The organism is Nakamurella flavida (assembly GCF_030811475.1).
Classification (GTDB): domain Bacteria; phylum Actinomycetota; class Actinomycetes; order Mycobacteriales; family Nakamurellaceae; genus Nakamurella; species Nakamurella flavida.
This window is the reverse complement of sequence record NZ_JAUSQV010000001.1, coordinates 1,076,960-1,100,223: the sequence shown is the minus strand read 5'-3', so window position 1 is coordinate 1,100,223 and position 23,264 is coordinate 1,076,960. Positions and strand designations below refer to the sequence as shown.

Sequence of the window (23,264 nt, the reverse complement as noted above, 5' to 3'; positions counted from 1 at the left end):
GCTCCGGCGCGGCCCTCCTCCGGGCGCGCGGAGCCCCACCGGATCGGATGCAGATGCTCAACTCGCTGGCCCGCGCCTCGGTGTCCCGGGTCACCGACCCGGTGGGCCGGGCCGCTCTGCGCGTCGGGCTCAACCCCGATCTGGTCACCGTCCTCGGCACCGTCGGCGTCGTCGTCGGCGCGCTCGCGCTGCTGGCCCCGGGGTACCTGTTCGCCGGCACCATGGTCGTCACCGCGTTCGTGCTGTTCGACCTGGTCGACGGGGCGATGGCCCGGGCCCGCGGGTACGGCACCGACTTCGGCGTCGTCCTGGACGCCTCCTGCGATCGGATCGCCGACGGCGCCCTCTTCGGCGCCCTCGCCTTCTACGCCTTCACCTCCGGTCAACGGGTCCTCGGCATCGCCGCCCTGATCTGCCTGGTCACCGGGCAGGTGATCTCCTACGTCAAGGCCCGTGCCGACTCGGTGGGCCTGAAGATCGGTGGGGCGCTCGCCGAGCGGGCCGAACGGAACGTCCTCGGGTTGGTCGGCGCCGGGTTGGCCGGACTGGGCGTGCCGTACGCGCTGGACGTCTGCCTCTGGGCGCTGGCCGCGGCCGGTCTGGCCACCGTCGTGCAGCGGTTGATGCAGGTCAAGGGGGCCTGGGACGCGCGGATCGCCGCCGACCCGGCATCCGATCCCGCCCGCACGGCCGTCCCACCGCCCGTGCGACCCGACTCGGCCGGCCGTCGCCGCCGCTCCGACCTGCGCCGCTCGGCCCGGTGAGCGGCACCCCACCCAGCCGGCGTCAGGAGCTCACCGATCGCGCCGTCGCGGCCGGCTACGGCGCCGGCTGGCAGCTGGTCCGTTCCCTCCCCGAGCCGGTGGCACGCGCCGCGTTCCGGGCCGCCGCCGACCGGGCCACCGCCCGGCGGGGTCCGCGGGTCGTCCAGCTCGCCCGCAACCTGCACCGGGTGCTCGGTGCATCCGCGACCCCGGCCACCCTGTCGGCCGTCGTCGCGGACGGCATGCGTTCCTATGCGCGGTACTGGCTGGAGACGTTCCGGCTCCCCGCGATGGATCACGCGCAGGTGGTGCTCGACGTGACCGCCGGCACCCACGGGTTGGAGAACATCGAGAACGCGCTGGAGGCCGGCCGGGGTGTGGTCTGCGTCCTCCCGCACACCGGCAACTGGGACGTCGCCGGGCTGATGATCGCCCAGCGCTACGGCTCGCTGACCACCGTCGCCGAACGACTCAAGCCCGAGTCCGTCTACGACCGGTTCCTGGCCTTTCGGGAGTCGTTGGGCATGGAGATCCTGCCGCTCACCGGCGGCCCGGCCGTGTCCCAGGTGCTCAAGGAGCGGCTGCGGGCCGGTGGCATCGTCTGCCTGCTCGGCGATCGGGATCTCACCACCCGGGGCATCGACGTGTCGTTCTTCGGGGAGCCGACCCGGATGCCGGCCGGCCCGGCCCTGCTCGCCGCCACCACCGGCGCGGATCTGCTGCCCTGCCTGCCGACCTTCACCCCCACCGGCTGGAAGGTCGTCATCGGTGAGCCGATGCCGTTGCCCGGCGGGCGGCTGGCGACCACCGTCCGGCAGACCACCCAGCAGCTCGCCGACCGGTTCGCCCGCGACATCGCCACCGCCCCGGCCGACTGGCACATGCTCCAGCCGCTCTGGTTGGCCGACCTGCCCGCCGCGCGCCGGGCCGCGCTGACCGGGGCGGCCCGGTGAAGATCGGCCTGGTCTGCCCCTACTCGTTCGACGTCCCGGGCGGCGTGCAGGCGCACGTGCAGGACCTGGGTCGGGAACTGGTCCGGCTCGGACACCAGGTGTCCATCCTGGCCCCGGCCGCCGAACCCGCCGCCGATCCCGCCCCGACCGCCGAACCCGGCCCGGCCGCGGCGGGGACGGTCGAGTCCGACGCCGAACCCGCCCGCCGGGAACGCCGCGCCGGGGCCCGCCGGTACTCCCTGGCCCGGTGGACCGGCGGTGGTGACGACCAGGACGCCCCGGAGGACGGGGATGCCGACGCGACGGGGGAGGGCGGGAACACGGTCGACTTCCCGGACTACTTCGTGCCCGCCGGCCGCAGCGTGGGCATCCCCTACAACGGCTCGGTGGCCCGGCTGTCCTTCGGCCCCGTCTCCTACAACCGGGTCCGGAAGTGGATCCGGGCCGGTGCCTTCGACGTCCTGCACGTGCACGAACCGGTCGCGCCCAGCCTGTCCATGCTGGCGCTGATGGTGGCCGAGGGTCCGATCGTCGCCACCTTCCACACCGCCAACCCGCGCTCGCGGATGCTCACCGCGTTCCAGCCCGTGCTGCAGCCCTTCCTGGAGAAGATCACCGGCCGGATCGCCGTGAGCGAGCTCGCGCGTCAGGTCCAGGTCGAGCACCTGGGCAGTGACGCGGTGATCATCCCCAACGGGGTCGACGTGCCCTTCTACGCCGCGGCCGGCCCGCTGCCCGGGTATCCGCGCACCGGCGGCACCATCGGGTTCATCGGACGCTACGACGAGCCGCGCAAGGGCATGGACGTGCTGCTCGAGGCCCTGCGTCTGCTCGCCCCGCACCGTCCGGACCTGCGGTTGCTCGTCGCCGGCGGCGGCGACGCCGAGGAACTGCTGGAGAAGGCCGGGCCCGCCCTGGCCCCGCACCTGGTCATGCTCGGGCGGGTGTCCGAGGCCGACAAGGCCTCGATGCTGTCCTCGGTCGACGTCTACTGCGCGCCCAACACCGGCGGGGAGAGCTTCGGCATCGTCCTCACCGAGGCGATGAGCGCCGGGGCCGCCGTCGTCGCCAGTGATCTCGAGGCGTTCCGCCGGGTGCTCGAGGACGGCACCGCCGGGGTGCTGTTCCCCGTCGGCAACGCCCCCGCCCTGGCCACCGCCCTGGCCGACCTGATCGACGACCCGGCGCGCCGCGCCGTGCTGAACGAGCGGGCCATCGCCGCGGTCGCGGCCTACGACTGGCCGGTGGTCGCCGCCACCGTGGTCAAGGTCTACGAGACCGTGGTGGCCCGCGAGTCCCGCACCGTCGTCGAAGCGGACTGACCGGCGCGATCCGGGCGGGCCGGAGATACTGCCGGGCATGCGACGCAGACCCTGGTGGCTCACGGCGGACGGGCCCGGGCGGGCGGTTGCGACACTGGTCCTACCTGCGTTCCTGTTGCTGGTCAACGGTCGGCAGCTACTCCGCGACGGCGTCCGGTGGTGGGACATCCTCTTCGTGGCCGTCGTGCTCGTCCTGATGGCGTGCTCCACAGCCACGCTGATCGCTTTCCGGCGCCGCCCCGACTGGATCGACGCGGACTGGGAGCCCGGCGCCACGAGCCTGTGGTGGGCCCGGTACGGGCGCCGGCTGCTGCTGGGCCTGTTGATCGTGGGCGCGGTCATGACGATCACGGGCATCGTGGGCGCCGTCTCCGGCAGCGACACCTGGGGTCCGATCGTGATGGCCGTGGGGCTGCTCGTCGGCGTCGCCGGCGGGCTGCGGCTGTCCGCGTTCGACGCGTTCGGCCCGCGGGGCTTCGCCGACGTCGATCGGGACCGCAGCACCCGCTGACGCCGGGGACCCGGCGGCGCCCTCCCGTGGCCCGTCCGGCGGGGTCGTCGTCCTCCGCACGGGCCGCCGGCCGCCGCCGGCTGGCGCGGACCTGACCGTGGGCATGCCATCCTGGGCACCGCCACCCGCCCCGCGCACCGTCCGGTGACCGGCCCGTTCCCGACCAGGAGGACAGTTGACCACCCTGTTGGTCGTCGTGGCCGTCCTGCTCGTGGCCCTCGCCGCCCTCAAACTGTGGTCGACCGCCAACCGGCTGGATCGGCTGCACGTGCGCACCGAGGCGGCCTGGGCGGCGCTGGAGGGGGCGCTGGCCCGGCGGGTCGTCGCCGCACGGGCGGTGGCCGCCGCCGGCGGGCTCGACCAGCCGCACGCCGACGAGCTGCGCGCCCTGGTCACGGTGGCCGACACGGCCACCCGCGCCCACCGGGCCGATGCCGAGAACGATCTGTCCCGGGCGCTGGTCGCGCTCCCGCCCGTGCACGAGCCGGAGCTGGCCCTGCAACTGGCCGACGCCGGAGAACGGGTCACCCTGGCCCGACGCTTCTACAACGATGCCGTCCGCGACACCCGGGCGCTGCGCGGTGACCGGTTCACCCGGGTGTTCGGGCTGGCCGGTCGGGCCGCCCTGCCGGACTACTTCGAGATCGCCGAGCACCGGCGCCCCGAACCCGTCCGACGGACGGCGGCGCGGGTGCTGCTGCTCGACGACGCCGACCGGGTCCTGCTGCTGTCGGGCACCGACCCGCGGGCCGGGGCGAGCTGGTGGTTCACCCCCGGCGGCGGGGTGGAGTCCGGGGAGGACCTGGCCCAGGCCGCCGTCCGGGAGGTCGCCGAGGAGACGGGCCTCCAGCTCGCCCCGGGCGATCTGGTCGGTCCGATCTGGCGGCGGACGGCCCGGTTCGCCTTCGTCGGGGTCGATTACGAACAGACCGAGTTCTACTTCGCCGCCCGGTCCGGCGCCCACCCGGGGCGCGACGAGCTGGACACCAGCGGTCGCACCGAGCTCGAACATCAGACGTTGACCGGCCACCGCTGGTGGGAGCACGACGACCTGGCCGAGATCCGCGAACAGGTCTTCCCGGTCGAGCTGGCCGACCGGCTCACCGAGGCCCGGCTGGCCCTGGACCGCGGCGAACCCGCCGAGGTCGTCGAGGTCCGCTGACGTCCACCCTGCTCCACCGGCTGGGTCGCCTCCCCGCGTGGCTGGTCCGGTGAGGATGGCCGCTGCGGCCCTCGGTGGCGGCCCGGTGACGCTCCGCCGTCGGCCGCCGATCGGGTTGCCGGCACGACACGCCGTCCGGAACGCGGCCCGGGACCGTCGATCTCCTAGGTTGAGCCGACCGGACACCCGTCCGAGGATGATCATCCGGCCGGCCGCCCCGCGGTCCCGGCCGCAGCCGACGGAGGTGCGCGTGGTCGTCCGGCCGGGCCGAACGGGTCGCCCCCCACGGCCGCACCGTCTCCCGGTGGCCCTCGTCCTCCTCCCGCTGATGCTGTCCGCGTGCAGCGGGGGACTGCCGCCGGTGGCCTCGGCCGTGCCGTCGACGTCCCCGTCGGTGACGGTTCCGTCGTCGTCCGCGCCGCCCCCCGCCACGACCTCGGCGTCGCCGACACCGTCACCCACCCCGACCCCGACCCCCGAACCGGCGCCCGCGCCCGCGCCGCCGCCCGAGCCGGAACCGGCCCCCGCGCCGCCCGCGGTCGACCCGCTGACCGGGGGTGCGCCGATGCTCACCCCGGTGGTCGCGGTCAAGATCGACAACACCGGCGCAGGTCAGCCGCAGTACGGCCTGGCCGACGCCGACATCGTCTACGTGGAGGAGGTGGAGGCCGGACTGACCCGGCTGCTGGCCGTCTTCCACACCGTGCTGCCCGACGAGGTCGGCCCCGTCCGCAGCGTGCGCACCACGGACGGTGAGGTGCTCAGCGCCTACGGCATCCCGATCCTGGCGTTCTCCGGTGGGGCGGGCGGTCCACTGGCCGCCCTGCAGCGGTCGGGGGCGATCGACGGCTCGGGGGTGGCCGGGGCTTACTGGCGGTCCTCCGCCGCCCGGAACCCCTACAACCTGCACGCCAACCTGGACCGGGTGGCTTCCTCCATCCCCGGCTGGACCGCGCCGAAGGACCTGGGCATGGTGTTCGCCGCGCTCGATCCCCGGGTGGCCGCGGCCCCGTCCCAGAGCTCGATCAGCGCCCGCTTCCCGACGTTGACCCAGACCTTCACCGTCGATGCCGGTGGGCAGTACCGGGTCGGCCGCGACGGAGACCCGCTCTCCGACGCCGACGGCCGGCCCGTCGTCGCCGACAACGTGCTCGTGCAGGACGTGCAGTCCGAACCGGACGGCACCGTCGACTCGGTCGGCTCTCCCTCCTACGTCTCGCACACCGTGGGGTCCGGGACCTTCGCCCTGCATCGCGACGGGCACGTGCTGACCGGCACCTGGAGCCGGCCCGCGGCCGATCAGCCGACCAGCTATCTCGACGCCGCGGGGGTGCCCGTCCCGTTCAAGCCGGGCCGCACCTGGGTGGTGCTGGCCACACCGGGCACCGACATCCGCTGACCGGGCCGGCGAGGGAGATCCGACGCACGACGGGACCGCCCGGCGCGCTTACGATGAGCCCCGGCCAGGCACGGTGGACAACCGCCCGCCGCCCCCGGTCCGCCCAGAACAGGAGCACCACCGTGTCCGCCAGCACCGACCCGCGCCCCGCCACCTCCCCCGACGACCACGACGGCGCGGTGATCGGGTCCTCGGTCACCGGCACGGCCCGGGTCAAGCGCGGCATGGCCGACATGCTCAAGGGCGGCGTGATCATGGACGTGGTCACCGCCGACCAGGCGAAGATCGCGGAGGACGCCGGCGCGGTCGCCGTCATGGCCCTGGAGCGGGTGCCCGCGGACATCCGCGCGCAGGGCGGCGTGTCCCGGATGAGCGACCCGGACATGATCGACAGCATCATCGCCTCGGTCTCCATCCCGGTGATGGCCAAGGCGCGCATCGGGCACTTCGTCGAGGCGCAGATCCTGCAGTCCCTCGGCGTGGACTACCTGGACGAGTCCGAGGTGCTCACCCCGGCCGACTACGCCCACCACATCGACAAGTGGGCGTTCACGGTGCCCTTCGTCTGTGGCGCGACCAACCTGGGCGAGGCGCTGCGGCGCATCACCGAGGGTGCGGCCATGATCCGGTCCAAGGGCGAGGCCGGCACCGGTGACGTCTCCAACGCGGTGACCCACATGCGCACCATCTCGGGCGAGATCCGCCGCATCGGTGCGCTCAGCCCGGATGAGCTGTACGTGGCCGCGAAGGACCTGCAGGCGCCGTACGAGCTGGTCGCCGAGGTGGCCGCGGCCGGTCGCCTGCCCGTCGTGCTGTTCAGTGCCGGCGGCATCGCGACCCCCGCCGACGCCGCGCTGATGATGCAGCTGGGCGCCCAGGGCGTCTTCGTCGGTTCGGGCATCTTCAAGTCCGGCAACCCCGCCCAGCGCGCCGAGGCGATCGTCGCGGCCACCACGTTCTACGACGACCCGGACGTGCTGGCCAAGGTCTCCCGCGGCCTCGGCGAGGCCATGGTCGGGCTCAACGTCGACGAGATCCCGGTCGCGCACCGGCTGGCCGAGCGCGGCTGGTGACCTCCCGCGGTGCCGTCATCCGGTCCGGGTGACGGTCACCGCCGGGCCGGGGCGACGTCCGTCCCGGCCGCGGCCCGCTCGACCGAGAGCAGGCTCTCCGCATGGTGTTCGGCCCGCCAGGCCGCGCCCCCGCCGCGGATCCCGAAGAGCCGCTTGGACCACAGCAGCCAGAGCACCGCGGCCAGGTTGATCGCGAACAACAGGATGCGCAGCCAGGTCACCCGCTCCAGGATCTCGCGGATCTCGATGGGCAGGAACAGGCCGGTGGCGACCACGGCGAGGTACTCGCCCCAGCGGCGCATCATCCACAGCCCGTAGGCCTCGGCGAACTCGATGACGGCGTAGGCCCCGAGCGCGACGGCCAGCCAGGTCAACGCGGTCGGCGACCACCCCAGGAAACGGTCGATACCGCTGACCAGGGACGAGCTCTCGACGTTCCAGCCGATCTGGTCGGCCAACGGGCGGAACAGGCTCAGGTCGGTGTCGAACGCCTGCTGGACGCTCTCCCGGCTGCCGCGGAACCGCAGGATCAGGTAGACGATGCCGAGGACGACCAGGCCGCGGAACACCCGCTCCACCGCGAGCACCCGCATGATCGTCCGGTCGCGCAGGAGCTTGCCGCGGGGCACCTCCGGCGCGTCGTCGGCCGGTCCCGAACCATGCGGCTCGCCGGGGACGAAGTCCCCGCAGCGCAGGCAGCGCCAGGCTTCCCCGATAGGCGTGTCGACGCGCAGTCGGGCGGCGAGTCCGGGCTCGTCGGGGGCGTAGGTGGCGTGACCGCGCACGCCGCACGACCGCAGATTCCAGTCCATCCGCGCAGATTAGGGCCCGGGGGGCTGTGCCCGGGGTGAACGGGTCAGGTCAGCCATCCGGCCGGGAACTGCGCGGCCGGGGTGCTGGCCGCCGCGGCGGCGACGCCGGTCAGCCGGCGGACCGCCTCCACCAGGCGGGCCGGGTCGGCGGTGATCGGCAGGCGGACGAACGACTCGAGGGTGCCGTCCGGTCCGAAACGCGACCCGGGGGCCAGCTGGACGCCGGCTCCGACGGCCTGCCGGGTCAGCTCGGCGGCGAACGGACCGGGCAGCTGCACCCACAGGCACAACCCGCCACCGGGTCGGGTCGGCCGCCAGTCCGGCAGCTCCCGGGCCAGCGCGCCGAGCAGCGCATCGGCGCCGGCGGCCAGCCGGGCGCGTTGCACCGTCAGCCCGGGCTCGGGATCGGCGAGCAGCTCCACCGCGATCAGCTGGTCCAGGATCGGGCCGGCCATGTCCGTCAGGGCCCGGGCCCGGGCCAGTCGGCGGATCGACGCCGGGCTGGACCGGATCCATCCGACCCGCAGGCCACCCCAGAACGCCTTGGACATCGACCCGAGGGTGAGCACCCGACTGCCGTCGTCCAGCGCCGCCATCGACGGGGGCATCGCCCCGTCGACGGCGAAGGCCAGGTCGCGGTTGGACTCGTCGGCCAGCACCAGCGTGCCGGCCGATCGGGCGGCCGCGAGGATCTGCTCCCGGGTGGCGGTGTCCATCAGCGCACCCGTCGGGTTCTGGAAGTCCGGGATGAGGTAGGCCAGCCGGGGGGTGGAGTGCCGCAGCGTGGCGGCGACCAGTTCGACGTCCCACCCGCCCCCGACGGGCGCGGTGGGTAGGTGCAGACCCACCGTGGTGGGCACCCGACCGCCGGCCAACAGGGCGTCCAGCGCGACGGGGTAGGTCGGACACTCCACCAGGACCCGGTCGCCCACGACCGACAGGGTGTTCACGGCCAGGGACAGCGCGTGCTGGGCGCCGTTGGTGATCAGGATCTGCTCGGCCGTGGTCGGCGCACCGCCCCGGCTGTACCGCTCGGCGATCGCCTCCCGCAGCTCGCGCAACCCGAACGGCTGGTAGCCGTCGGCGGCCAGGTACCGGGGGAGTCGGGTGGTTGCCCCGGCCAGCGCGGTGCGCAGGGCGTCGGCCGGCGCGGGCAGGCATGCGGTGGTCAGGTCGATGGGATCCGCGCCCAGCGGGGTGTCCCAGCCGTGGATGCCCGCGGGCCCGAACGGGGCCCGGGGCGGGGCGGTCGCCCGGCCGGGGGCGTCGGGCAGGCGGAGTCGACTGCCCGAGCCCCGTCGGGAGGAGATCCAGCCCTGTTCGCGCAGCAGCGTGTACGCCGCGCCGACGGTGGTCCGGGACAGGTCCATGCCGGTGGCCAGCTCCCGCTCGCTGGGCAGGGTGGCGTCGAGCGCCAGGCGACCGTCCAGCACGCCGGCCCGGATGCGGCCGGCCAGCCAGCGGTAGACCGGGTGCTCCGCCGCGTCGACCGATCCCACGTACCGGGCCAGTGCGGCGGCCGACACCCGGGCGGTGGTCCCACTCATGCGCTGCCGCCGGCCGACCGGTTCCCATTCATCAGGCCACTTTCCCGCAGGTGGACCTTTCTGTCCAGGCCAATCGGGCGCACAGTGATGAGTATGGCTCGCTCGTCCGTCCTCGCCCGTGCATCGCACCTCCTCGCCCCCGTCCCGACCGACCGCCGTCCCCGCCGCTTCGCCCAGCTCCTGGTCGGGCTCCTGCTGTACGGGTTCACCATGGGGCTGATGGTGCGGGCCGCCCTCGGGCTGGACCCCTGGGACGTCTTCCACCAGGGGTTGACCCGGCTGGTCCCGCTCTCCTACGGCACGGTCATCACCATCGTGTCGGTGCTCGTGCTGCTGCTGTGGATCCCGCTCCGCCAGCGGCCGGGGGTGGGCACCATCGCCAACACCCTGATCATCGGCTGGGCCACCGATCTGACGCTGGCCGTGGTGCCCCCGGTGCACGGGCTCACCGGGCAGATCCTGATCCTTCTCGCGGCGGTGCTCGGCAATGCCCTGGCCGGCGCGCTGTACCTGGGTGCCGGCCTCGGGCCCGGCCCCCGTGACGGGCTGATGACGGGGCTGGTCGCCCGCGGGGTGGGGTCGGTGCGCGTGGTCCGCAGCGGTATCGAGCTCACCGTGCTGGCGGTGGGCTGGCTGCTCGGCGGCATGGTCGGGGTGGCCACCGTCGTGTACGCGCTCGCCATCGGCCCGCTGCTGCAGTGGATGCTGCCGGCGTTCGCCGTGGGCCGGGTGCGCGGGCCGGTGCCCCCCTCGGTCGACGACGTGCTGTCCGGTCCGGAGGGCCGCTGACGGCCCGTAGCCTTCCGGACGTGACCTGCACCAGCACCGCCCGTACCGCACGGACCCCCCGATGAGCCCGACGAGCGATCCGGTGATCGGTGTGCTGGCCCTGCAGGGCGACGTGGAGGAACACCTCACCGCCCTGGCCAGCCTCGGGGTGCTGGCCCGGCCGGTCCGCCGGGCGGCGGAACTGGCCCGGCTCGACGGCATCGTCATCCCGGGCGGTGAGTCGACGACCATCTGCCGGCTGCTCGACGTGCTGGATCTGCGCACCGCGCTCACCGGCGGCCTGCAGGCGGGGCTGCCGGCCTTCGGGTCCTGCGCCGGGATGATCGTGCTGGCCCGCGACATCCTGGACGGGCGCCCCGATCAGCGTCCACTGGGCGCGATCGACATGGTCGTGCGGCGCAACGCCTTCGGCCGGCAGGTGGACTCCTTCGAACGGTCCGTCGCCGTCGCCGGGCTCGACTCGCCGATGACCGGCGTCTTCATCCGGGCCCCGTGGGTGGAGGAGGCCGGTCCCGGGGTCGAGGTGCTCGCCGAGGTGGACGGGCACCCCGTCGCCGTCCGGCAGGGTTCCGTTCTCGCCACCGCCTTCCACCCCGAGGTCGGCGACGACCTCCGCCTGCACGAGATGTTCCTGGCGATGGTCTCCGGCGGCTGACCGCCCTGCCTGAATGCGCCCCGCCCTGCGTGGACGCGCCCGCGTTGCGTGAACGCTCCCGCGATCAGGGGCGCGAACGACAGGTGCGGGCGCGTGTGCCGCCCGACCCGGTGCGGGTCGGGCAGCACGGGAGTGGCTCAGCAGCCCCCGCCACCGTCGCCGCCTCCACCACCCCCGCCGCCGTCCCCACCACCGCAGGACCCGCCGTCCCCGCCCCACCCGCCGTGCCCGCCGCCATGCCCGCCGCCGGATCCACCCCCGTGCCCGCTCCCGCCGAGGAATCCACCGAAGCCGGCGCCGGCCGACGACCCGCCGCCGGTGTCGACGAACCGGCTGCGTCGGCGGTCGCACTCGGTGCAGCGCTCGGTCCAGGAGATCGCCCGGGTGATGGTGCGGCCGGCCACCGATCGGTCGGTGGTCCAGCGGTGCAGGCCGAGTGAGCATCGCAGGGAGGTCATCGGGGGTGTCCTTCCGCCGTGGTCCGGGCCGGGGGTCCGGGTCCGGGGATCGTCCGACGGGACCGCCGGACCGATGCCCGAACCGTGACAGCAGCCGTTCGCTCGTGCCAGAGTGCTTGCACAATTGCAGGAGAGATCCCTGCACGACGGCCGGGGAGGGCCCATGAGTGCTCCGGAGTCACCGTCGGTCCGCGAGCGCAGGCTCGCCCACGAGCTGCGGGAAGCCCGGGTCCAGGCGGGCTTCCCGGCCGGCGAGGTCGCCCGTCTGCTGGGGTGGTCCGCGTCCAAGGTGTCCCGGATCGAGACCGGCCGGATCGGCATCTCGGGGGCCGACCTGGACGCCGTCCTCGCCGTGTACGCCTTGTCCCCGGAACACGCCGCCCACCTGCGCCGGCTGGCTCCGTCCGCCCGCACCCGGGGCTGGTGGGACGCGCACGCCGAGTCGTTGTCGCCCGGGTACGCCGGCCTGCTGCGCCTGGAGGCCGGGTCCAGTGAACTGCGTACCTACTGCGCCGTGCTGCCGCATGCCCTGCTGATGACCCCGGAGTACGTGCGCCGGGTCGTCGGTGCCACCTGGCAGGTGCCCTCGCCGGCGGAGACGGATCGCCGGATCCGGGTGTGCCTGCGTCGGCAGGAGGTGCTCCCCGGCCCGGACGGGGGGCCGGGACCGAACGGGCTGACCGTGCGCGCGGTGATCGACGAGGCCGTGCTGCGGCGGGCGGTGGGCGGTGACGACCCGGCCGCCGACCGGGCCGTGCGTCGCGGTCAGCTGCGGCACCTTCTCGAGCTGGCCGCCCGGCCCGGCGTCGACCTGCGGGTCCTGCCGTTCGCCGCGGGCATCCCGCCGGTCAGTGCCGGCTCGTTCTCCGTGCTCACCTCGCGGGCCACGGCCCGGCCCGACGTCGTCTACCTGGAGAACAAGACCCGCATCTCATTCGTCGAGGCGGACACCGAGGTGCACCGCTACGTCCGCGACCACGAACTGCTCACCGCGATGGCCCTGCCCCGCACACGGTCGCGCGAATTCCTCGCCGCGGTGCTCGACGAGCCGGACGATGCCCCGGAGCTGGGCGGGGAGGTCGTCGAGGTCGTCGGGGGGACGCGGGCGGGCACCTAGAATGGTCTCCGCGCGCCAGCGACGGCTACCCGGCCGTCCACCAGGTTGCTCCCGGTCGCCCGGTGAGCCGACCGTCGGCGCCCACCGCGATCGAGGAGCGCCATGTCAGGCCATTCCAAGTGGGCCACCACGAAGCACCAGAAGGCCGCGAAGGACGCCAAGCGCGGCAAGCTGTTCGCGAAGCTGATCAAGAACATCGAGGTCGCGGCGCGGACGGGCGGCGGCGACCCCGACGGCAACCCCACCCTCTGGGACGCCATCCAGAAGGCCAAGAAGACCTCCGTGCCGAACGAGAACATCGACCGCGCCGTGAAGCGCGGGTCCGGCGCCGACGGCGGCGGCGTGGATTACCAGTCCATCACCTACGAGGGCTACGGCCCGGCCGGTGTCGCGATGATGATCGAGTGCCTGACGGACAACAAGAACCGGGCGGCCTCCGAGGTCCGGGTGGCCGTCACCCGCAACGGCGGCAACATGGCCGATCCGGGCAGCGTGGCCTACCTGTTCAGCCGCAAGGGTGTCGTGGTGGTGCCGCGCGAGCACAACGGCGCCGAGGTCACCGAGGACGACCTGACCCTGGCCGTGCTGGAGGCGGGCGCCGAGGAGGTCAACGACACGGGGGAGTCCTTCGAGGTCATCTCGGAGGCCACCGACCTGATGGCCGTGCGTACCGCGGTGAAGGACGCCGGCATCGAGTACGACTCGGCCGACCCCACCTTCATCCCGTCGCTGCAGGTCCCGCTGGACATCGAGGCGGCCCGGAAGTACATCAAGCTCATCGACGCCATCGAGGAGCTCGACGACGTGCAGAACGTCTACACCAACGCCGACATCTCCGACGAGATCGCCGAGCAGCTCGACAACGAGTAGCCCGCTGCCCGGGTCGACCGGCCCGGGAGGGCCCGGGTGGGCCCTGGCCCCCCCGAGCCCGGTCGCCGGGCGGCGTGGCCTCCCCGGCGCGGCCCGGCCGGCCCGGTACCGTCCCCGTGCGAACAGGTGTTCTCATGCGGCGTCAGCCGTCGTCGTCGGGGGGGTATGCCGTGCGGGTTTTGGGGGTCGATCCCGGCCTGACCCGCTGCGGGGTCGGGGTCGTCGACGGGACGGCCGCGGGGCTGCAGCTGGTCGACGTGAGCGTGGTGCGGACCCCGTCCGAACAGGACCTGGCCCTGCGCCTGGTCACCGTGGCCGATCACGTCGAGGCCGCGCTCGATCGCTTCCGCCCCGATCGCGTCGCCATCGAGCGGATGTTCACCCAGCAGAACCTGGGCACGGTCATGGGGACGGCGCACGCCGCCGGCGTGGTCGCTCTGGCCGCCGCCCGCCGTGGCATCCCGGTGGCCTGGCACACCCCGAGCGAGGTCAAGGCCGCGGTGTCGGGGAACGGCTCCGCGGACAAGGCCCAGGTCACCGCCATGGTCACCCGGCTGCTCCGGCTCGCCGTGGCGCCCCGCCCGGCCGACGCCGCCGACGCCCTGGCCCTGGCCATCTGCCATCTGTGGCGCTCCCCGCTGCAGGCGCGCATCCGGGCGCACACCGCCGTCACCTCCCCGGGCTCGCATGCGTTGACCGAGCTCCAGCAGGCGGCGCGGTTGCGCGCCCGCCGCACCCAGGCCCGGCTCGACGAGGCCCGCCGCGATCAGATCCGGCAGACCGCCGCCCGGCGGGCCGCCCTGGGCGGCGGCGCCCCCGAGCAGCCGCGGTGGTCGTCGTGATCAGCTCGGTGCGCGGGACGGTCGCCGCCATCGCGCTGGACCACGCCGTCATCGAGGTCGGCGGGGTGGGTCTGGCCGTCCGGGCCACCCCCGGCACCCTGGCCACCCTGCGCCGCGGGGACCAGGCCCGGCTGGCCACCACGCTGATCGTCCGCGAGGACTCCCTCACCCTGTTCGGTTTCGCCTCCGACGACGCCAGGGAGCTGTTCGAGCTGGTCCAGTCGGTGACCGGGTTCGGCGCCAAGATTGCGCTCGCGCTGCTGGCCGTGCTCGAGCCCGACCAGTTGCGGCGGGCCCTGGCCGCCGGCGACACCACCACGCTGACGCGCGCGCCCGGGGTGGGCAAGCGCAGCGCCGAGCGGCTCGTGCTGGAACTCAAGGACAAGGTCGGCGGGACGGCCGTGGCTGCGCCCGCCGGAGTCGCGCCGCTCACCGGGGGATCGGTCCTGGCCTGGCGGGACCAGCTCGTGGACGCCCTGGTCGGGCTGGGGTTCACCGCCAAGCAGGCCGAGGACGCGACAGCCACCGTCGCCGGCGAGACCGAGGACCCCGCCGTCCGGGACGGTGACGTCGGAGTGCTGCTGCGCCGCGCCCTGGGCCTGCTCGGACGGTCCCGATGACCTGGCGGGACGACGCGGCAGATGACGGCGACGCGCCGGACGACGCGGGCCGGGACGACCACTCCGACGGTTCCTCCGACGACTTCTCCGATGACTTCGCCGACGCGTTCCCCGTGGGGGACATGCAGCCGGGGGAGGTACCGGCCGACGGCGATGTCGAGGCGTCCCTACGGCCGCGGTCGCTCACCGAGTTCGTCGGCCAGGTGCGCGTCCGGGAGCAGTTGGAACTGGTCCTGTCCGGGGCGAAGCTGCGCGGCACCCCACCGGACCACATCCTGCTGGCCGGCCCGCCCGGCCTCGGCAAGACCAGCCTGTCGATGATCATCGCCGCCGAGCTGGGCGCGTCGCTGCGGTTGACGTCCGGGCCGGCGCTGGAACGGGCCGGCGATCTCGCCGCGATCCTGTCCAACCTGGTCGAGGGTGACGTCCTGTTCATCGACGAGATCCATCGCATCGCCCGCCCGGCCGAGGAGATGCTCTACCTGGCCATGGAGGACTTCCGGGTCGACGTCATGGTGGGCAAGGGCCCCGGGGCCACGTCCATCCCGTTGGAGATCGCCCCGTTCACCCTGGTCGGTGCGACCACCCGGTCGGGTCAGCTGACCAGCCCTCTGCGCGACCGGTTCGGTTTCACCGCGCACATGGAGTTCTACACGGCGGCCGAGCTGACCCGGGTGATCACCCGGAGCGCCACGATCCTCGAGGTCGACCTGCGGCCGGACGGGGCCACCGAGATCGCCGGCCGGTCCCGCGGCACCCCCCGGATCGCCAACCGGCTGCTCCGCCGGGTGCGCGACTACGCGCAGGTCAGAGCAGACGGGGCGATCACCAGGGAGGTCGCCCGCGCGGCCCTCGCGGTGTACGACGTCGACGTGCTCGGCCTGGACCGGCTGGACCGCAGTGTGCTGACGGCCCTGTGCGCGTCCTTCGGTGGCGGCCCGGTCGGGCTCACCACGCTGGCCGTCGCCGTCGGTGAGGAGGCCAGCACCGTCGAGGAGGTGTGCGAGCCGTTCCTGGTCCGGGTGGGCATGCTGGCCCGCACCCGACAGGGTCGGGTGGCCACCCCCGCCGCCTGGGAACACCTCGGCCTCACCCCCCGGCCCGGTTCGCCCGCCGCCCAGGACCCGCTGTTCGATGCCGGTGCCACCGACCAGGACTGACCACGTCGCTGCGGTGCGGCCCGGGGTTGGCCGGCTCGGACTCGGTTAGGGTGGGGTCACTCCACGGTGTCGTGACCCCGGCCGGCTCTACGCGGTGGAGGGAACGATCGGGGCTCGCCCCCCGTTCCCCGGAGGAACGGCGCAGCGCCCGTGCGGAGGCAATCCCCCAGGGGATGGATCCGCACCCGAGCGACGACGAACGCAGACCAGCGCCCGACCGGCGCAGTGAACGATCGAGGGAGAAACCCATGGAAGGCCTACTTCTGCCCGTGCTGCTCTTCGCGGCATTCGGCTTCCTGATGTACAGCAGTGTCCGCAAGCAGAAGCGTCAGGTCGCCGAGACCCGCAAGATGCAGGACTCGCTCCGCATCGGCGCCCGCGTGATGACCACGTCCGGTCTGCACGGTGAGGTGACCGCGGTCGTCGACGACACCATCGAGCTGGAGATCGCCCCCGGCGTGCGGACCACCTGGATCCGCGCCGCCGTGCGCGAGGTCATCGTGCCCGGCCCGGAGACCGAGCTCGACGAGGTCAGCTCGTTCGACTCCGCTCCCGAGGACGCGTCCTCCCTCGGCGGTTCGCTGAACGGCTCGTCCTTCCCGGACACCTACGGCACCGAGCCCGGAGCCCGACCGGCCGAGCCGCTCGACCTGCGCAAGGACCCCACGCGTCGCGACTCCTGAGGTCGCGGCAGTGAGCTAGCATCCCCGGACGCTCCGTGAACGTTCACCCCGGATCGTCCGTCCCTGGGGGCGGGACCTCGTCCTTTATGTTCGTCCGACCGGCCCACGGCGATGATGCCGTGGGCCCGTGTCGTGTCGTGGAGAGATAGGCGTGTCGTGGCAACAGCAGCAAGGCAGTTCCGTCCGTGGCGATCGATCCTGATCTTCTGCATCATCACGGCGGGTCTGTACGGCCTGGTGTTCCTGACGCCGGGATCGACCACGCCCAAGCTCGGCATCGACCTGCAGGGCGGCACCCGGATCACCCTCACGGCCCGCACGCTCGACGGCTCCGAGCCCTCCCGCACGGCAATGCAGCAGGCCCGGACGATCATGGAGGGCCGGGTCAACGGCTCCGGTGTGGCCGGCGCCCAGATCCAGATCGACGGTTCCCGCCAGCTGGTCATCACCGTCCCGGGCAACGAGGACCTGAACAACCTCACCCGCAGCGCGCAGCTCAACATCCGGCCCGTGGCCGTCGACCCGTCGACCTCGCAGCCGATCGTCACCGTCCCGGGGGCGGCGTTAACCCCGTCGACGGCGCCCGCCACCGGTACCGACGGCGCCCCGGCCACCAGCGGTGCCACCTCGACCACCGGTGAACAGGTCGCCCCGGCCACCACCGAGAGCCCGGCTGCCGAGACTCCTGCTGCCGAGACTCCTGCTGCCGAGACTCCTGCCGCCGAGACTCCCGCGGCCGAGACCCCGGCCAGCCAGGGCCTGCGCGCCGACCAGGGTGCGGTCCGTGCCGCCCCCGGGAGCGAGACGCCCGCCGCCGAGACCCCGGCGGCCGAGACTGCGGCCGTCGAGACCCCCGCGGCGACCCCGTCCGCGGACGGCTCCTTGCCCGCCACCACCGTCTCGGCGACCCCACCGCCCACCGACGCCAGCGTCACCGCCGCGTCGGCCGCGGAGACCTCCGGCTCGGTGGCCCCCACCTGGCCCACCGGCAGCGACCCGGCCAACCCGACGCAGCCGCTCCCGGGAGATGACGCCTCGTACCAGGCCTGGATCACCTCGGCCACCACCGCTCTGCCCGCACTGACCTGCGAGGACCTGGCGCCGTACCGCGGGCTGGACGACCCGGCCAAGCCACTCCTGGCCTGCAGCACCGAGGGTGACGCGCTGTACCTGCTGGAGCCGACGCTCATCCCGGGCACGGAGATCGACACCGCCACCGCCGGGTTCAACGCCCAGCGCGGTCTGTGGACGGTCAACCTGAACTTCAAGTCGGCCGGGTACGCGACCTGGTCCTCCTACACCGCCGGAAACATCGGCAAGCTCACCGCGATGACGCTGGACGGCCAGGTGCTCAGTGCGCCCAGCATCAACCAGGCCATCACCACGCCGGGCACCGAGATCAGCGGGGCGTTCAACCAGGAGACGGCGAACGCCCTGGCCAACTCGCTGAAGTTCGGTGCGTTGCCGCTCGCCTTCGACCGCGCCGAGTCGGTGAACGTCAGTGCCCAGCTGGGCCTGGAGTACCTGCAGGCCGGGCTGATCGCCGGCGGAATCGGGCTGCTCCTGGTGATCATCTACTGCCTGGTCTACTACCGGATGCTCGGTGTGGTCACCATCCTGTCGCTGGTGCTCTCGTTCGGGTTGGTCTACGCCATCCTGGTGCTGCTCGGCCGGTGGATCGGGCTCAGCCTGGACATGGCCGGCGTCGCCGGTCTGATCATCGCCATCGGCATCACGGCGGACTCGTTCGTCATCTACTTCGAGCGACTCAAGGACGAGGTCCGCGAGGGCCGGTCCTTCCGGTCCGCGGTGCCGCGGGGTTGGGTGCGGGCCAAGCGCACCATCCTGGCCGCCGACGCCGTCTCGTTCCTGTCCGCCGCGATCCTGTACGTGCTGGCCGTCGGCGAGGTCAAGGGTTTCGCGTTCACCCTGGGCCTGACCACGGTGCTCGACCTCGTCGTCGTCTTCCTGGTGACCCACCCGCTCGTCCACCTGGCGTCCGGCTCCAAGGCCTTCGCCTCATCGAAGTTCTCCGGGTTGGGCGGTGTGGCCAAGGCCGGTGCCCGGCAACGGACCGCCGCGGCCCGTCTCGCTGTGAAGGAGGCCTGACATGGCCGAGATCCGTCGCACCACCGTGCCGACCGGGCCGGGCGGCCCGCTCCCGGACGACCTGGGCGTGCCCACACCGGCCCGCTCCGGGTCGGCACCGCTGGGGGCCGCTGCGGCGGACGTCACCGATCCGGCCGATCCGACCGACGGTGTCGGCGCCGTAGGTGGGGCCACCGACGAGGGACTGGCCCCGGCCAAGGCGGCCGCGGCGCGCGGCGGGTTCTTCGGGCGGTTGTCCACCGGCACCGGTGCGTTCAACATCCTGGGGCCCCGGCGGATCTACTACATGGTCTCCGGATTCCTCGTCCTGGCCTCGATCCTGCTGATCCTGTTCCGTGGGTTCACCTTCGGCATCGACTTCGCCGGCGGTACCCGGATGGACTTCGCGCCACCCGCCGGGCAGCAGATCTCCACCTCCCAGGTCGCCGAGGTCGTCAACGGGGCCATCGGCCTGGAGCCGGACTCCGTGCAGACGGTGGGTTCGCGCATCCAGATCAGCACCTCGGCGCTCAGCGTCGACCAGGTGACCGCGGCGAAGAACGCGCTGGTCGCGGCCTACAACCCGGACGGCGGGGTGTCCGACTCCGCGGTCTCGGAGACCTGGGGCGGGGAGATCTCCCAGCGCGCCCTCGTCGCGGTGATCGTCTTCCTCGTCGCCGTCGCCGCGTTCCTCTGGATCCGGTACGAGAAGCGGGTCGCGCTCGGCGCCGTGGTGTCCACGCTGCACGACCTCGTCGTCACCGCGGGCATCTACTCGCTGATCGGGTTCGAGGTCACCCCGGCCACCGTCATCGGCCTGCTGACCATCCTCGGGTTCTCGCTGTACGACACCGTCGTGGTCTACGACAAGGTGCAGGAGAACACCAAGGGGTTGACCTCGCTGAACCGGCGGACCTACCCCGAGGCGGCGAACCTGGCCATCAACCAGACCCTGATGCGCTCGATCAACACCTCCTTGATCGCCCTCCTCCCGGTGGCCGGTCTGCTCGTCGCCGGCGTGGCCATCCTGGGCTCGGGGACGCTGAAGGACCTCGCCCTGGTGCAGCTGGTCGGCATGATCGTCGGTGCCTACTCGTCGGTCTTCGTCGCCGTCCCGATCGCGGTGGACATGAAGCTGCGGGATCCGGCCATCAAGGCGCACACCGCCCGGGTGCTCGCCAAGCGCAAGAACGAGGGCCTGATCGTGGACGCGGACGGCGACCCCATCGGCCGGACCGCCGGCACGGCCGTCCGCCAGCCCGTGGCCGCGACGGCGCCCCCGGCCGTCGGCGCCGGTCTCGCGCCCAGTGCCGCCCCGCGCCCGGGCTCCCGGCCGGTCCGGCCCACCGGCCGCAGCGGTCGGCCGTCCGCGACCGCCCGCCCGACCGGCAAGCGCGGGCGCTGACCGGCATGACCGGCGGACTGCCGCCCGGGACGGCGCACCGGGCGGGAGTCGCCCTGGACACCCTCGTCCGGGTGCAGCAGGACTTCCCGATCCCGGGTGTCCTCTTCCGCGACCTGACCGCCGTGCTGGCGAACGCTCCGGCCCTCGCCGACGTGGCCGACGCGCTGGCCTGGGCGGAAGCGGACGTCGATCTGATCGCCGGGATCGAGGCGCGCGGGTTCCTGCTCGGCGCCGCGGCCGCGGTGCGCCGGGGCCTGGGCGTCGTCGCCGTCCGCAAACCCGGCAAGCTGCCCGGCGCCGTCCTGGCCGAGGACTACGCCCTGGAGTACGGCCGCGGGCGCCTGGAGATGCATCCCGACGACGTCCCGGCCGGGGCCCGGGTGCTGATCATCGACGACGTGCTCGCCACCGGCGGAACCGCGGCGGCCGCCTGCCGGTTGATCCGCCGGGCCGGCGGGATCGTCGCCGGGATCTCGGTGGCCGTCGAGCTGCCCGCCCTGGGGGGTCGGGCCGCGACGGGCGAGGTCCCTCTGCACGCCCTGCGTGCCTGGTGAAGACGAGCCGGATGGACACGCCGGTCCGGCGACACCGCACGGCGTGGGTCACCCCCACCTGACAGCCCCACCTGCGACGATGACGGCGACGTCGTCCCCGGAGCCGATGGTCGTCCCGGTGCGGTCGGCTCCCCGCCAGTCGAGGAGCCCCATGCCGTCCGATCGTGCCGTCCCGCCCTGTCCGCCGTGACCGTGACCCGGCGCCAGGCCCTCGTCGCCGGCCTGGCCGGTGCCGGTGCCCTGCTCGCGGCCTGCGGCGGGGAGCAGCCCGTCCCGCGGACGCCGACCCGCTCCACCGTCGGGCTGACCACGCTGTCCGAGCCGCCCGCGTCCTCCGAGCTGCAGACCACCACCCCGGTCACCTCCGCCGCCGCAGGCACGGTCGCCCTGGACGCCGCGACCCGGACGCTGCTGGACGGGGTGTTCGACGCCGCACTGACCAGCACCGGGGTGGCCGGGCTGTCGGCAGCGGTGTGGATCGGCGACCAGGAGTGGACGCGCACCGCCGGCTATGCCGATCTGGAGACGCAGGAGCCCTTCGACCCGGCGGCCCACGTGCGCATCGCCAGCATCACCAAGACCTTCACGGCCACCGCCGTGCTCATCCTGGTCGACCGGGGTGAGCTCGCTCTCGACGACGTCCTGGAGTCGTACGTCCCCGGCATCGCGAACGGCGACCGGATCACCGTCGAGGACATGCTCGGCATGCGGTCGGGGGTCTTCGACTACACCTCCGATCCCGGGTTCCTGGCCCGCTTCGACGCCGATCCGACGGCATCCTGGTCCGACGAGCAGACCGTGGCCGTCATCCGGGCGAACCCGCCCGCCTTCGCGCCGGGGGAGCAGGTGGTCTACGCGGACTCCAACTACGCCCTGCTCGGCATGGTGATCGAGGCGGTGACCGCCGTGCCGGCCGGGGAGTTCATCACCAGCGAGGTGATCGAGCGGCTGGACCTGCCCGACACCAGCTACCCCACGACGACCCGCATCCCCGACCCGCACCCGACCGGTTACCTGCCGCAGGGCACCCTCGCCGCCGGGCAGCCGTTCGACAACGAGGCCGACCCGCCGGAGATCGTCGACGAGCTGAACCCCGCACTGGCCGGTACGGCCGGCGCGATGATCAGCACGCTGGCCGACCTGAAGGTCTGGGGGACCGAGCTGACCGACGGCAGCCTGCTGGCCCCGTCCACCCACGCCGCGCGGCTCGGGGCGATCCGGCAGATCACCGGGCAGAAGATCAACGTCGGGTACGGCCTGGGCATCCTCGGACTCAACGAGTTCCTCGGTCACGACGGCGCGATCCTCGGCTTCAGCTCGGTGGTGATGCGCCGCCCGGAGACCGACACCACCATCGTCATGGTCGCCAACGAGTCGACCAACAGCACCACGCCGACCTTCGAGGCCGCGCTCGAGGTGATCAAGGCGCTCTACCCCGACCAGGTGCGCTGAGCGTTCACCGGCCCGACACCGGTGGCGTGCCGACCGTCCGGCACCATCGTGGGTATGCCCCCCGCTGATCACGCCACGCAGACCGCCCCGCCCGGCACCGTTCCGGCCGCCCGGGACGGGGTGCCCCCCACCCGGCTGTCCGGCACCTGGAACTTCCGGGACCTGGGCGGTACCCCCACCGCCGACGGCCGGCACATCCGGCCGGGGGTGCTCTTCCGGGCGGCGACCCTGCAGGCCCTGGACGAGCGCGGCCGGGCCGATCTGGTCGCCCTCGGCATCCGCACCTCCTACGACCTGCGCGGCCCCCGGGAGATCGCCCGCACCGGGGCGGACACCGTGCCCGCTTCGGTCACCGTGCTCGTGCGACCGTTCAACGCCGAGGAGGACGAGACCCCCGCGCACGAGACGCACGAGGAGGAGCGGGAGAGCCCCCGCACCCCGGCGGACGGCATGCGCGCCTACAACGCGTCGCTACCCGGTTCGCCCAACGCCCAGTCCTCGCTGGCCGAGTACCTGCGCGTGCTCGCCGGGGAGGGCGGCACCCTGGTGCACTGCGCGGCCGGGAAGGATCGCACCGGCTGGGCGGTGGCCGTGGCCCTGCAGATCGCCGGGGTGGACTGGCCGACGATCATGGCCGACTACCTGCTCTCCAACGACGCGGTACCCGAGCTCGCGGCGTTCATGCTCGCCGAGTACGGCCCGGACACCGTCACCGACCCCGCCCTGCTGGGTGTGGACAGCAGCTACCTGCAGGCCGCCCAGGACGCGATGCTGGCCGAGTTCGGTTCCCTGGACGCCTATCTCGAGGCGATCGGGCTGCGGCCGGCGGAGATCCACCGACTGCGGGACCGGCTGATCGTCTGACGGTGGCGGCAGCAGTGCCCGCAGCGGCGGTGGCCAGGGCCAACTGCGGGACCCCGGGCGGCCCCGCGCCCGCTCCGCCGACGTATATCCTCGCCAGGCCGCAGGAAGACGTCGGTGCGGGAAGCGGGGTGCTGATGAGCGTGGATGGGATCACCCCGGTCGGC

Annotated in this window: 23 protein-coding genes; 20 read left to right on the top strand and 3 right to left on the bottom strand. The window is 73.5% G+C overall.

Annotated elements, in window-relative coordinates; translation table 11 throughout:
- Window positions 1–53: 53 nt before the first annotated feature.
- From pgsA to pdxS, 7 genes are all read left to right on the top strand, one after another.
- Window positions 54–764 carry a phosphatidylinositol phosphate synthase gene (gene pgsA / locus J2S58_RS04900; RefSeq protein ID WP_205257649.1) on the top strand — a complete coding sequence of 237 codons (711 nt, stop codon included), beginning with the start codon at window positions 54–56 and terminating at the stop codon, window positions 762–764.
- Window positions 761–1,717, top strand: coding sequence for a phosphatidylinositol mannoside acyltransferase (locus J2S58_RS04895; RefSeq protein WP_205257527.1), 957 nt, complete (start codon window positions 761–763; stop codon window positions 1,715–1,717). The genes pgsA and J2S58_RS04895 overlap by 4 nt, the downstream gene beginning before the upstream one ends.
- Window positions 1,714–3,039 (top strand): glycosyltransferase family 4 protein, encoded by a 1,326-nt coding sequence (locus J2S58_RS04890; RefSeq protein WP_205257526.1) that lies wholly within the window; start codon window positions 1,714–1,716, stop codon window positions 3,037–3,039. Before J2S58_RS04895 ends, J2S58_RS04890 begins: the two co-directional genes overlap by 4 nt.
- A 37-nt stretch (window positions 3,040–3,076) precedes the next feature.
- Entirely contained in the window at window positions 3,077–3,550 is a 474-nt protein-coding gene (locus J2S58_RS04885; RefSeq protein ID WP_205257525.1) for a hypothetical protein, read from the top strand.
- Window positions 3,551–3,725: 175 nt separating this feature from the next.
- Window positions 3,726–4,712, top strand: coding sequence for an NUDIX hydrolase (locus tag J2S58_RS04880; protein WP_240189118.1), 987 nt, complete (start codon window positions 3,726–3,728; stop codon window positions 4,710–4,712).
- A gap of 304 nt (window positions 4,713–5,016) precedes the next feature.
- A complete protein-coding gene (locus tag J2S58_RS04875; protein ID WP_205257524.1) occupies window positions 5,017–6,111 on the top strand; it encodes a DUF3048 domain-containing protein in 1,095 nt (364 codons plus the stop codon).
- A 182-nt stretch (window positions 6,112–6,293) separates the two neighbouring features.
- Window positions 6,294–7,184 (top strand): pyridoxal 5'-phosphate synthase lyase subunit PdxS, encoded by an 891-nt coding sequence (gene pdxS, locus J2S58_RS04870; RefSeq protein ID WP_205257647.1) that lies wholly within the window; start codon window positions 6,294–6,296, stop codon window positions 7,182–7,184.
- Between the two features lie 35 nt (window positions 7,185–7,219).
- Here pdxS and J2S58_RS04865 read toward each other — a convergent pair whose 3' ends face one another.
- Entirely contained in the window at window positions 7,220–7,996 is a 777-nt protein-coding gene (locus J2S58_RS04865; RefSeq protein WP_205257523.1) for a DUF2127 domain-containing protein, read from the bottom strand.
- 44 nt (window positions 7,997–8,040) lie between these two features.
- Entirely contained in the window at window positions 8,041–9,543 is a 1,503-nt protein-coding gene (gene yczR / locus J2S58_RS04860) for a MocR-like transcription factor YczR (RefSeq protein WP_205257522.1), read from the bottom strand.
- Between the two features lie 93 nt (window positions 9,544–9,636).
- Here yczR and yczE point away from each other — a divergent pair, with 93 nt between their 5' ends.
- A complete protein-coding gene (yczE, locus tag J2S58_RS04855; protein WP_205257521.1) occupies window positions 9,637–10,332 on the top strand; it encodes a membrane protein YczE in 696 nt (231 codons plus the stop codon).
- Between the two features lie 61 nt (window positions 10,333–10,393).
- On the top strand, window positions 10,394–10,987 hold the full coding sequence (pdxT, locus tag J2S58_RS04850) for a pyridoxal 5'-phosphate synthase glutaminase subunit PdxT (protein ID WP_205257520.1): 594 nt from the start codon (window positions 10,394–10,396) through the stop codon (window positions 10,985–10,987).
- Between the two features lie 137 nt (window positions 10,988–11,124).
- Here pdxT and J2S58_RS04845 read toward each other — a convergent pair whose 3' ends face one another.
- Complete coding sequence (locus J2S58_RS04845) at window positions 11,125–11,445, bottom strand: hypothetical protein (protein WP_205257519.1); 321 nt, start codon at window positions 11,443–11,445, stop codon at window positions 11,125–11,127.
- Between the two features lie 163 nt (window positions 11,446–11,608).
- Here J2S58_RS04845 and J2S58_RS04840 point away from each other — a divergent pair, with 163 nt between their 5' ends.
- The 11 genes from J2S58_RS04840 to J2S58_RS04790 all read left to right on the top strand — a co-directional run bounded on the left by J2S58_RS04840 (window position 11,609) and on the right by J2S58_RS04790 (window position 23,100).
- The gene (locus J2S58_RS04840) at window positions 11,609–12,562 is read left to right on the top strand and encodes a helix-turn-helix domain-containing protein (RefSeq protein ID WP_205257518.1); all 954 of its coding nucleotides are present in this window, start codon (window positions 11,609–11,611) and stop codon (window positions 12,560–12,562) included.
- A gap of 102 nt (window positions 12,563–12,664) precedes the next feature.
- A complete protein-coding gene (locus tag J2S58_RS04835) occupies window positions 12,665–13,432 on the top strand; it encodes a YebC/PmpR family DNA-binding transcriptional regulator (protein WP_205257517.1) in 768 nt (255 codons plus the stop codon).
- Between the two features lie 170 nt (window positions 13,433–13,602).
- A complete protein-coding gene (ruvC, locus tag J2S58_RS04830; RefSeq protein ID WP_205257516.1) occupies window positions 13,603–14,274 on the top strand; it encodes a crossover junction endodeoxyribonuclease RuvC in 672 nt (223 codons plus the stop codon).
- Window positions 14,271–14,894, top strand: a complete 624-nt coding sequence (ruvA, locus tag J2S58_RS04825; RefSeq protein WP_205257646.1) for a Holliday junction branch migration protein RuvA — start codon at window positions 14,271–14,273, stop codon at window positions 14,892–14,894. Before ruvC ends, ruvA begins: the two co-directional genes overlap by 4 nt.
- 122 nt (window positions 14,895–15,016) lie before the next feature.
- Complete coding sequence (gene ruvB / locus J2S58_RS04820; protein ID WP_205257645.1) at window positions 15,017–16,054, top strand: Holliday junction branch migration DNA helicase RuvB; 1,038 nt, start codon at window positions 15,017–15,019, stop codon at window positions 16,052–16,054.
- Between the two features lie 248 nt (window positions 16,055–16,302).
- Window positions 16,303–16,737 (top strand): preprotein translocase subunit YajC, encoded by a 435-nt coding sequence (gene yajC / locus J2S58_RS04815; RefSeq protein WP_205257515.1) that lies wholly within the window; start codon window positions 16,303–16,305, stop codon window positions 16,735–16,737.
- Between the two features lie 156 nt (window positions 16,738–16,893).
- A complete protein-coding gene (secD, locus tag J2S58_RS04810) occupies window positions 16,894–18,846 on the top strand; it encodes a protein translocase subunit SecD (protein WP_205257514.1) in 1,953 nt (650 codons plus the stop codon).
- 67 nt (window positions 18,847–18,913) lie between these two features.
- Window positions 18,914–20,230, top strand: a complete 1,317-nt coding sequence (gene secF, locus J2S58_RS04805; RefSeq protein WP_370881853.1) for a protein translocase subunit SecF — start codon at window positions 18,914–18,916, stop codon at window positions 20,228–20,230.
- A gap of 5 nt (window positions 20,231–20,235) precedes the next feature.
- Window positions 20,236–20,784, top strand: coding sequence for an adenine phosphoribosyltransferase (locus J2S58_RS04800; protein WP_205257512.1), 549 nt, complete (start codon window positions 20,236–20,238; stop codon window positions 20,782–20,784).
- A 186-nt stretch (window positions 20,785–20,970) separates the two neighbouring features.
- Window positions 20,971–22,236: a serine hydrolase domain-containing protein gene (locus J2S58_RS04795; protein ID WP_205257511.1), complete on the top strand. Its 1,266-nt coding sequence runs from the start codon at window positions 20,971–20,973 to the stop codon at window positions 22,234–22,236.
- A 54-nt stretch (window positions 22,237–22,290) separates the two neighbouring features.
- On the top strand, window positions 22,291–23,100 hold the full coding sequence (locus J2S58_RS04790) for a tyrosine-protein phosphatase (protein ID WP_205257510.1): 810 nt from the start codon (window positions 22,291–22,293) through the stop codon (window positions 23,098–23,100).
- Window positions 23,101–23,264 lie beyond the last annotated feature (164 nt).

Bases quoted from the DNA above. Each gene is read 5' to 3' on its own strand.
- pgsA (WP_205257649.1), top strand. From the start codon at position 54: ATGCTCAACTCGCTGGCCCGCGCCTCGGTGTCCCGGGTCACCGACCCG.
- J2S58_RS04885 (WP_205257525.1), top strand. From the start codon at position 3,077: ATGCGACGCAGACCCTGGTGGCTCACGGCGGACGGGCCCGGGCGGGCG.
- J2S58_RS04865 (WP_205257523.1), bottom strand. From the start codon at position 7,996: ATGGACTGGAATCTGCGGTCGTGCGGCGTGCGCGGTCACGCCACCTAC.
- yczR (WP_205257522.1), bottom strand. From the start codon at position 9,543: ATGAGTGGGACCACCGCCCGGGTGTCGGCCGCCGCACTGGCCCGGTAC.
- yczE (WP_205257521.1), top strand. From the start codon at position 9,637: ATGGCTCGCTCGTCCGTCCTCGCCCGTGCATCGCACCTCCTCGCCCCC.
- pdxT (WP_205257520.1), top strand. From the start codon at position 10,394: ATGAGCCCGACGAGCGATCCGGTGATCGGTGTGCTGGCCCTGCAGGGC.
- J2S58_RS04845 (WP_205257519.1), bottom strand. From the start codon at position 11,445: ATGACCTCCCTGCGATGCTCACTCGGCCTGCACCGCTGGACCACCGAC.
- J2S58_RS04840 (WP_205257518.1), top strand. From the start codon at position 11,609: ATGAGTGCTCCGGAGTCACCGTCGGTCCGCGAGCGCAGGCTCGCCCAC.
- J2S58_RS04835 (WP_205257517.1), top strand. From the start codon at position 12,665: ATGTCAGGCCATTCCAAGTGGGCCACCACGAAGCACCAGAAGGCCGCG.
- ruvB (WP_205257645.1), top strand. From the start codon at position 15,017: ATGCAGCCGGGGGAGGTACCGGCCGACGGCGATGTCGAGGCGTCCCTA.
- yajC (WP_205257515.1), top strand. From the start codon at position 16,303: ATGGAAGGCCTACTTCTGCCCGTGCTGCTCTTCGCGGCATTCGGCTTC.
- J2S58_RS04800 (WP_205257512.1), top strand. From the start codon at position 20,236: ATGACCGGCGGACTGCCGCCCGGGACGGCGCACCGGGCGGGAGTCGCC.
- J2S58_RS04790 (WP_205257510.1), top strand. From the start codon at position 22,291: ATGCCCCCCGCTGATCACGCCACGCAGACCGCCCCGCCCGGCACCGTT.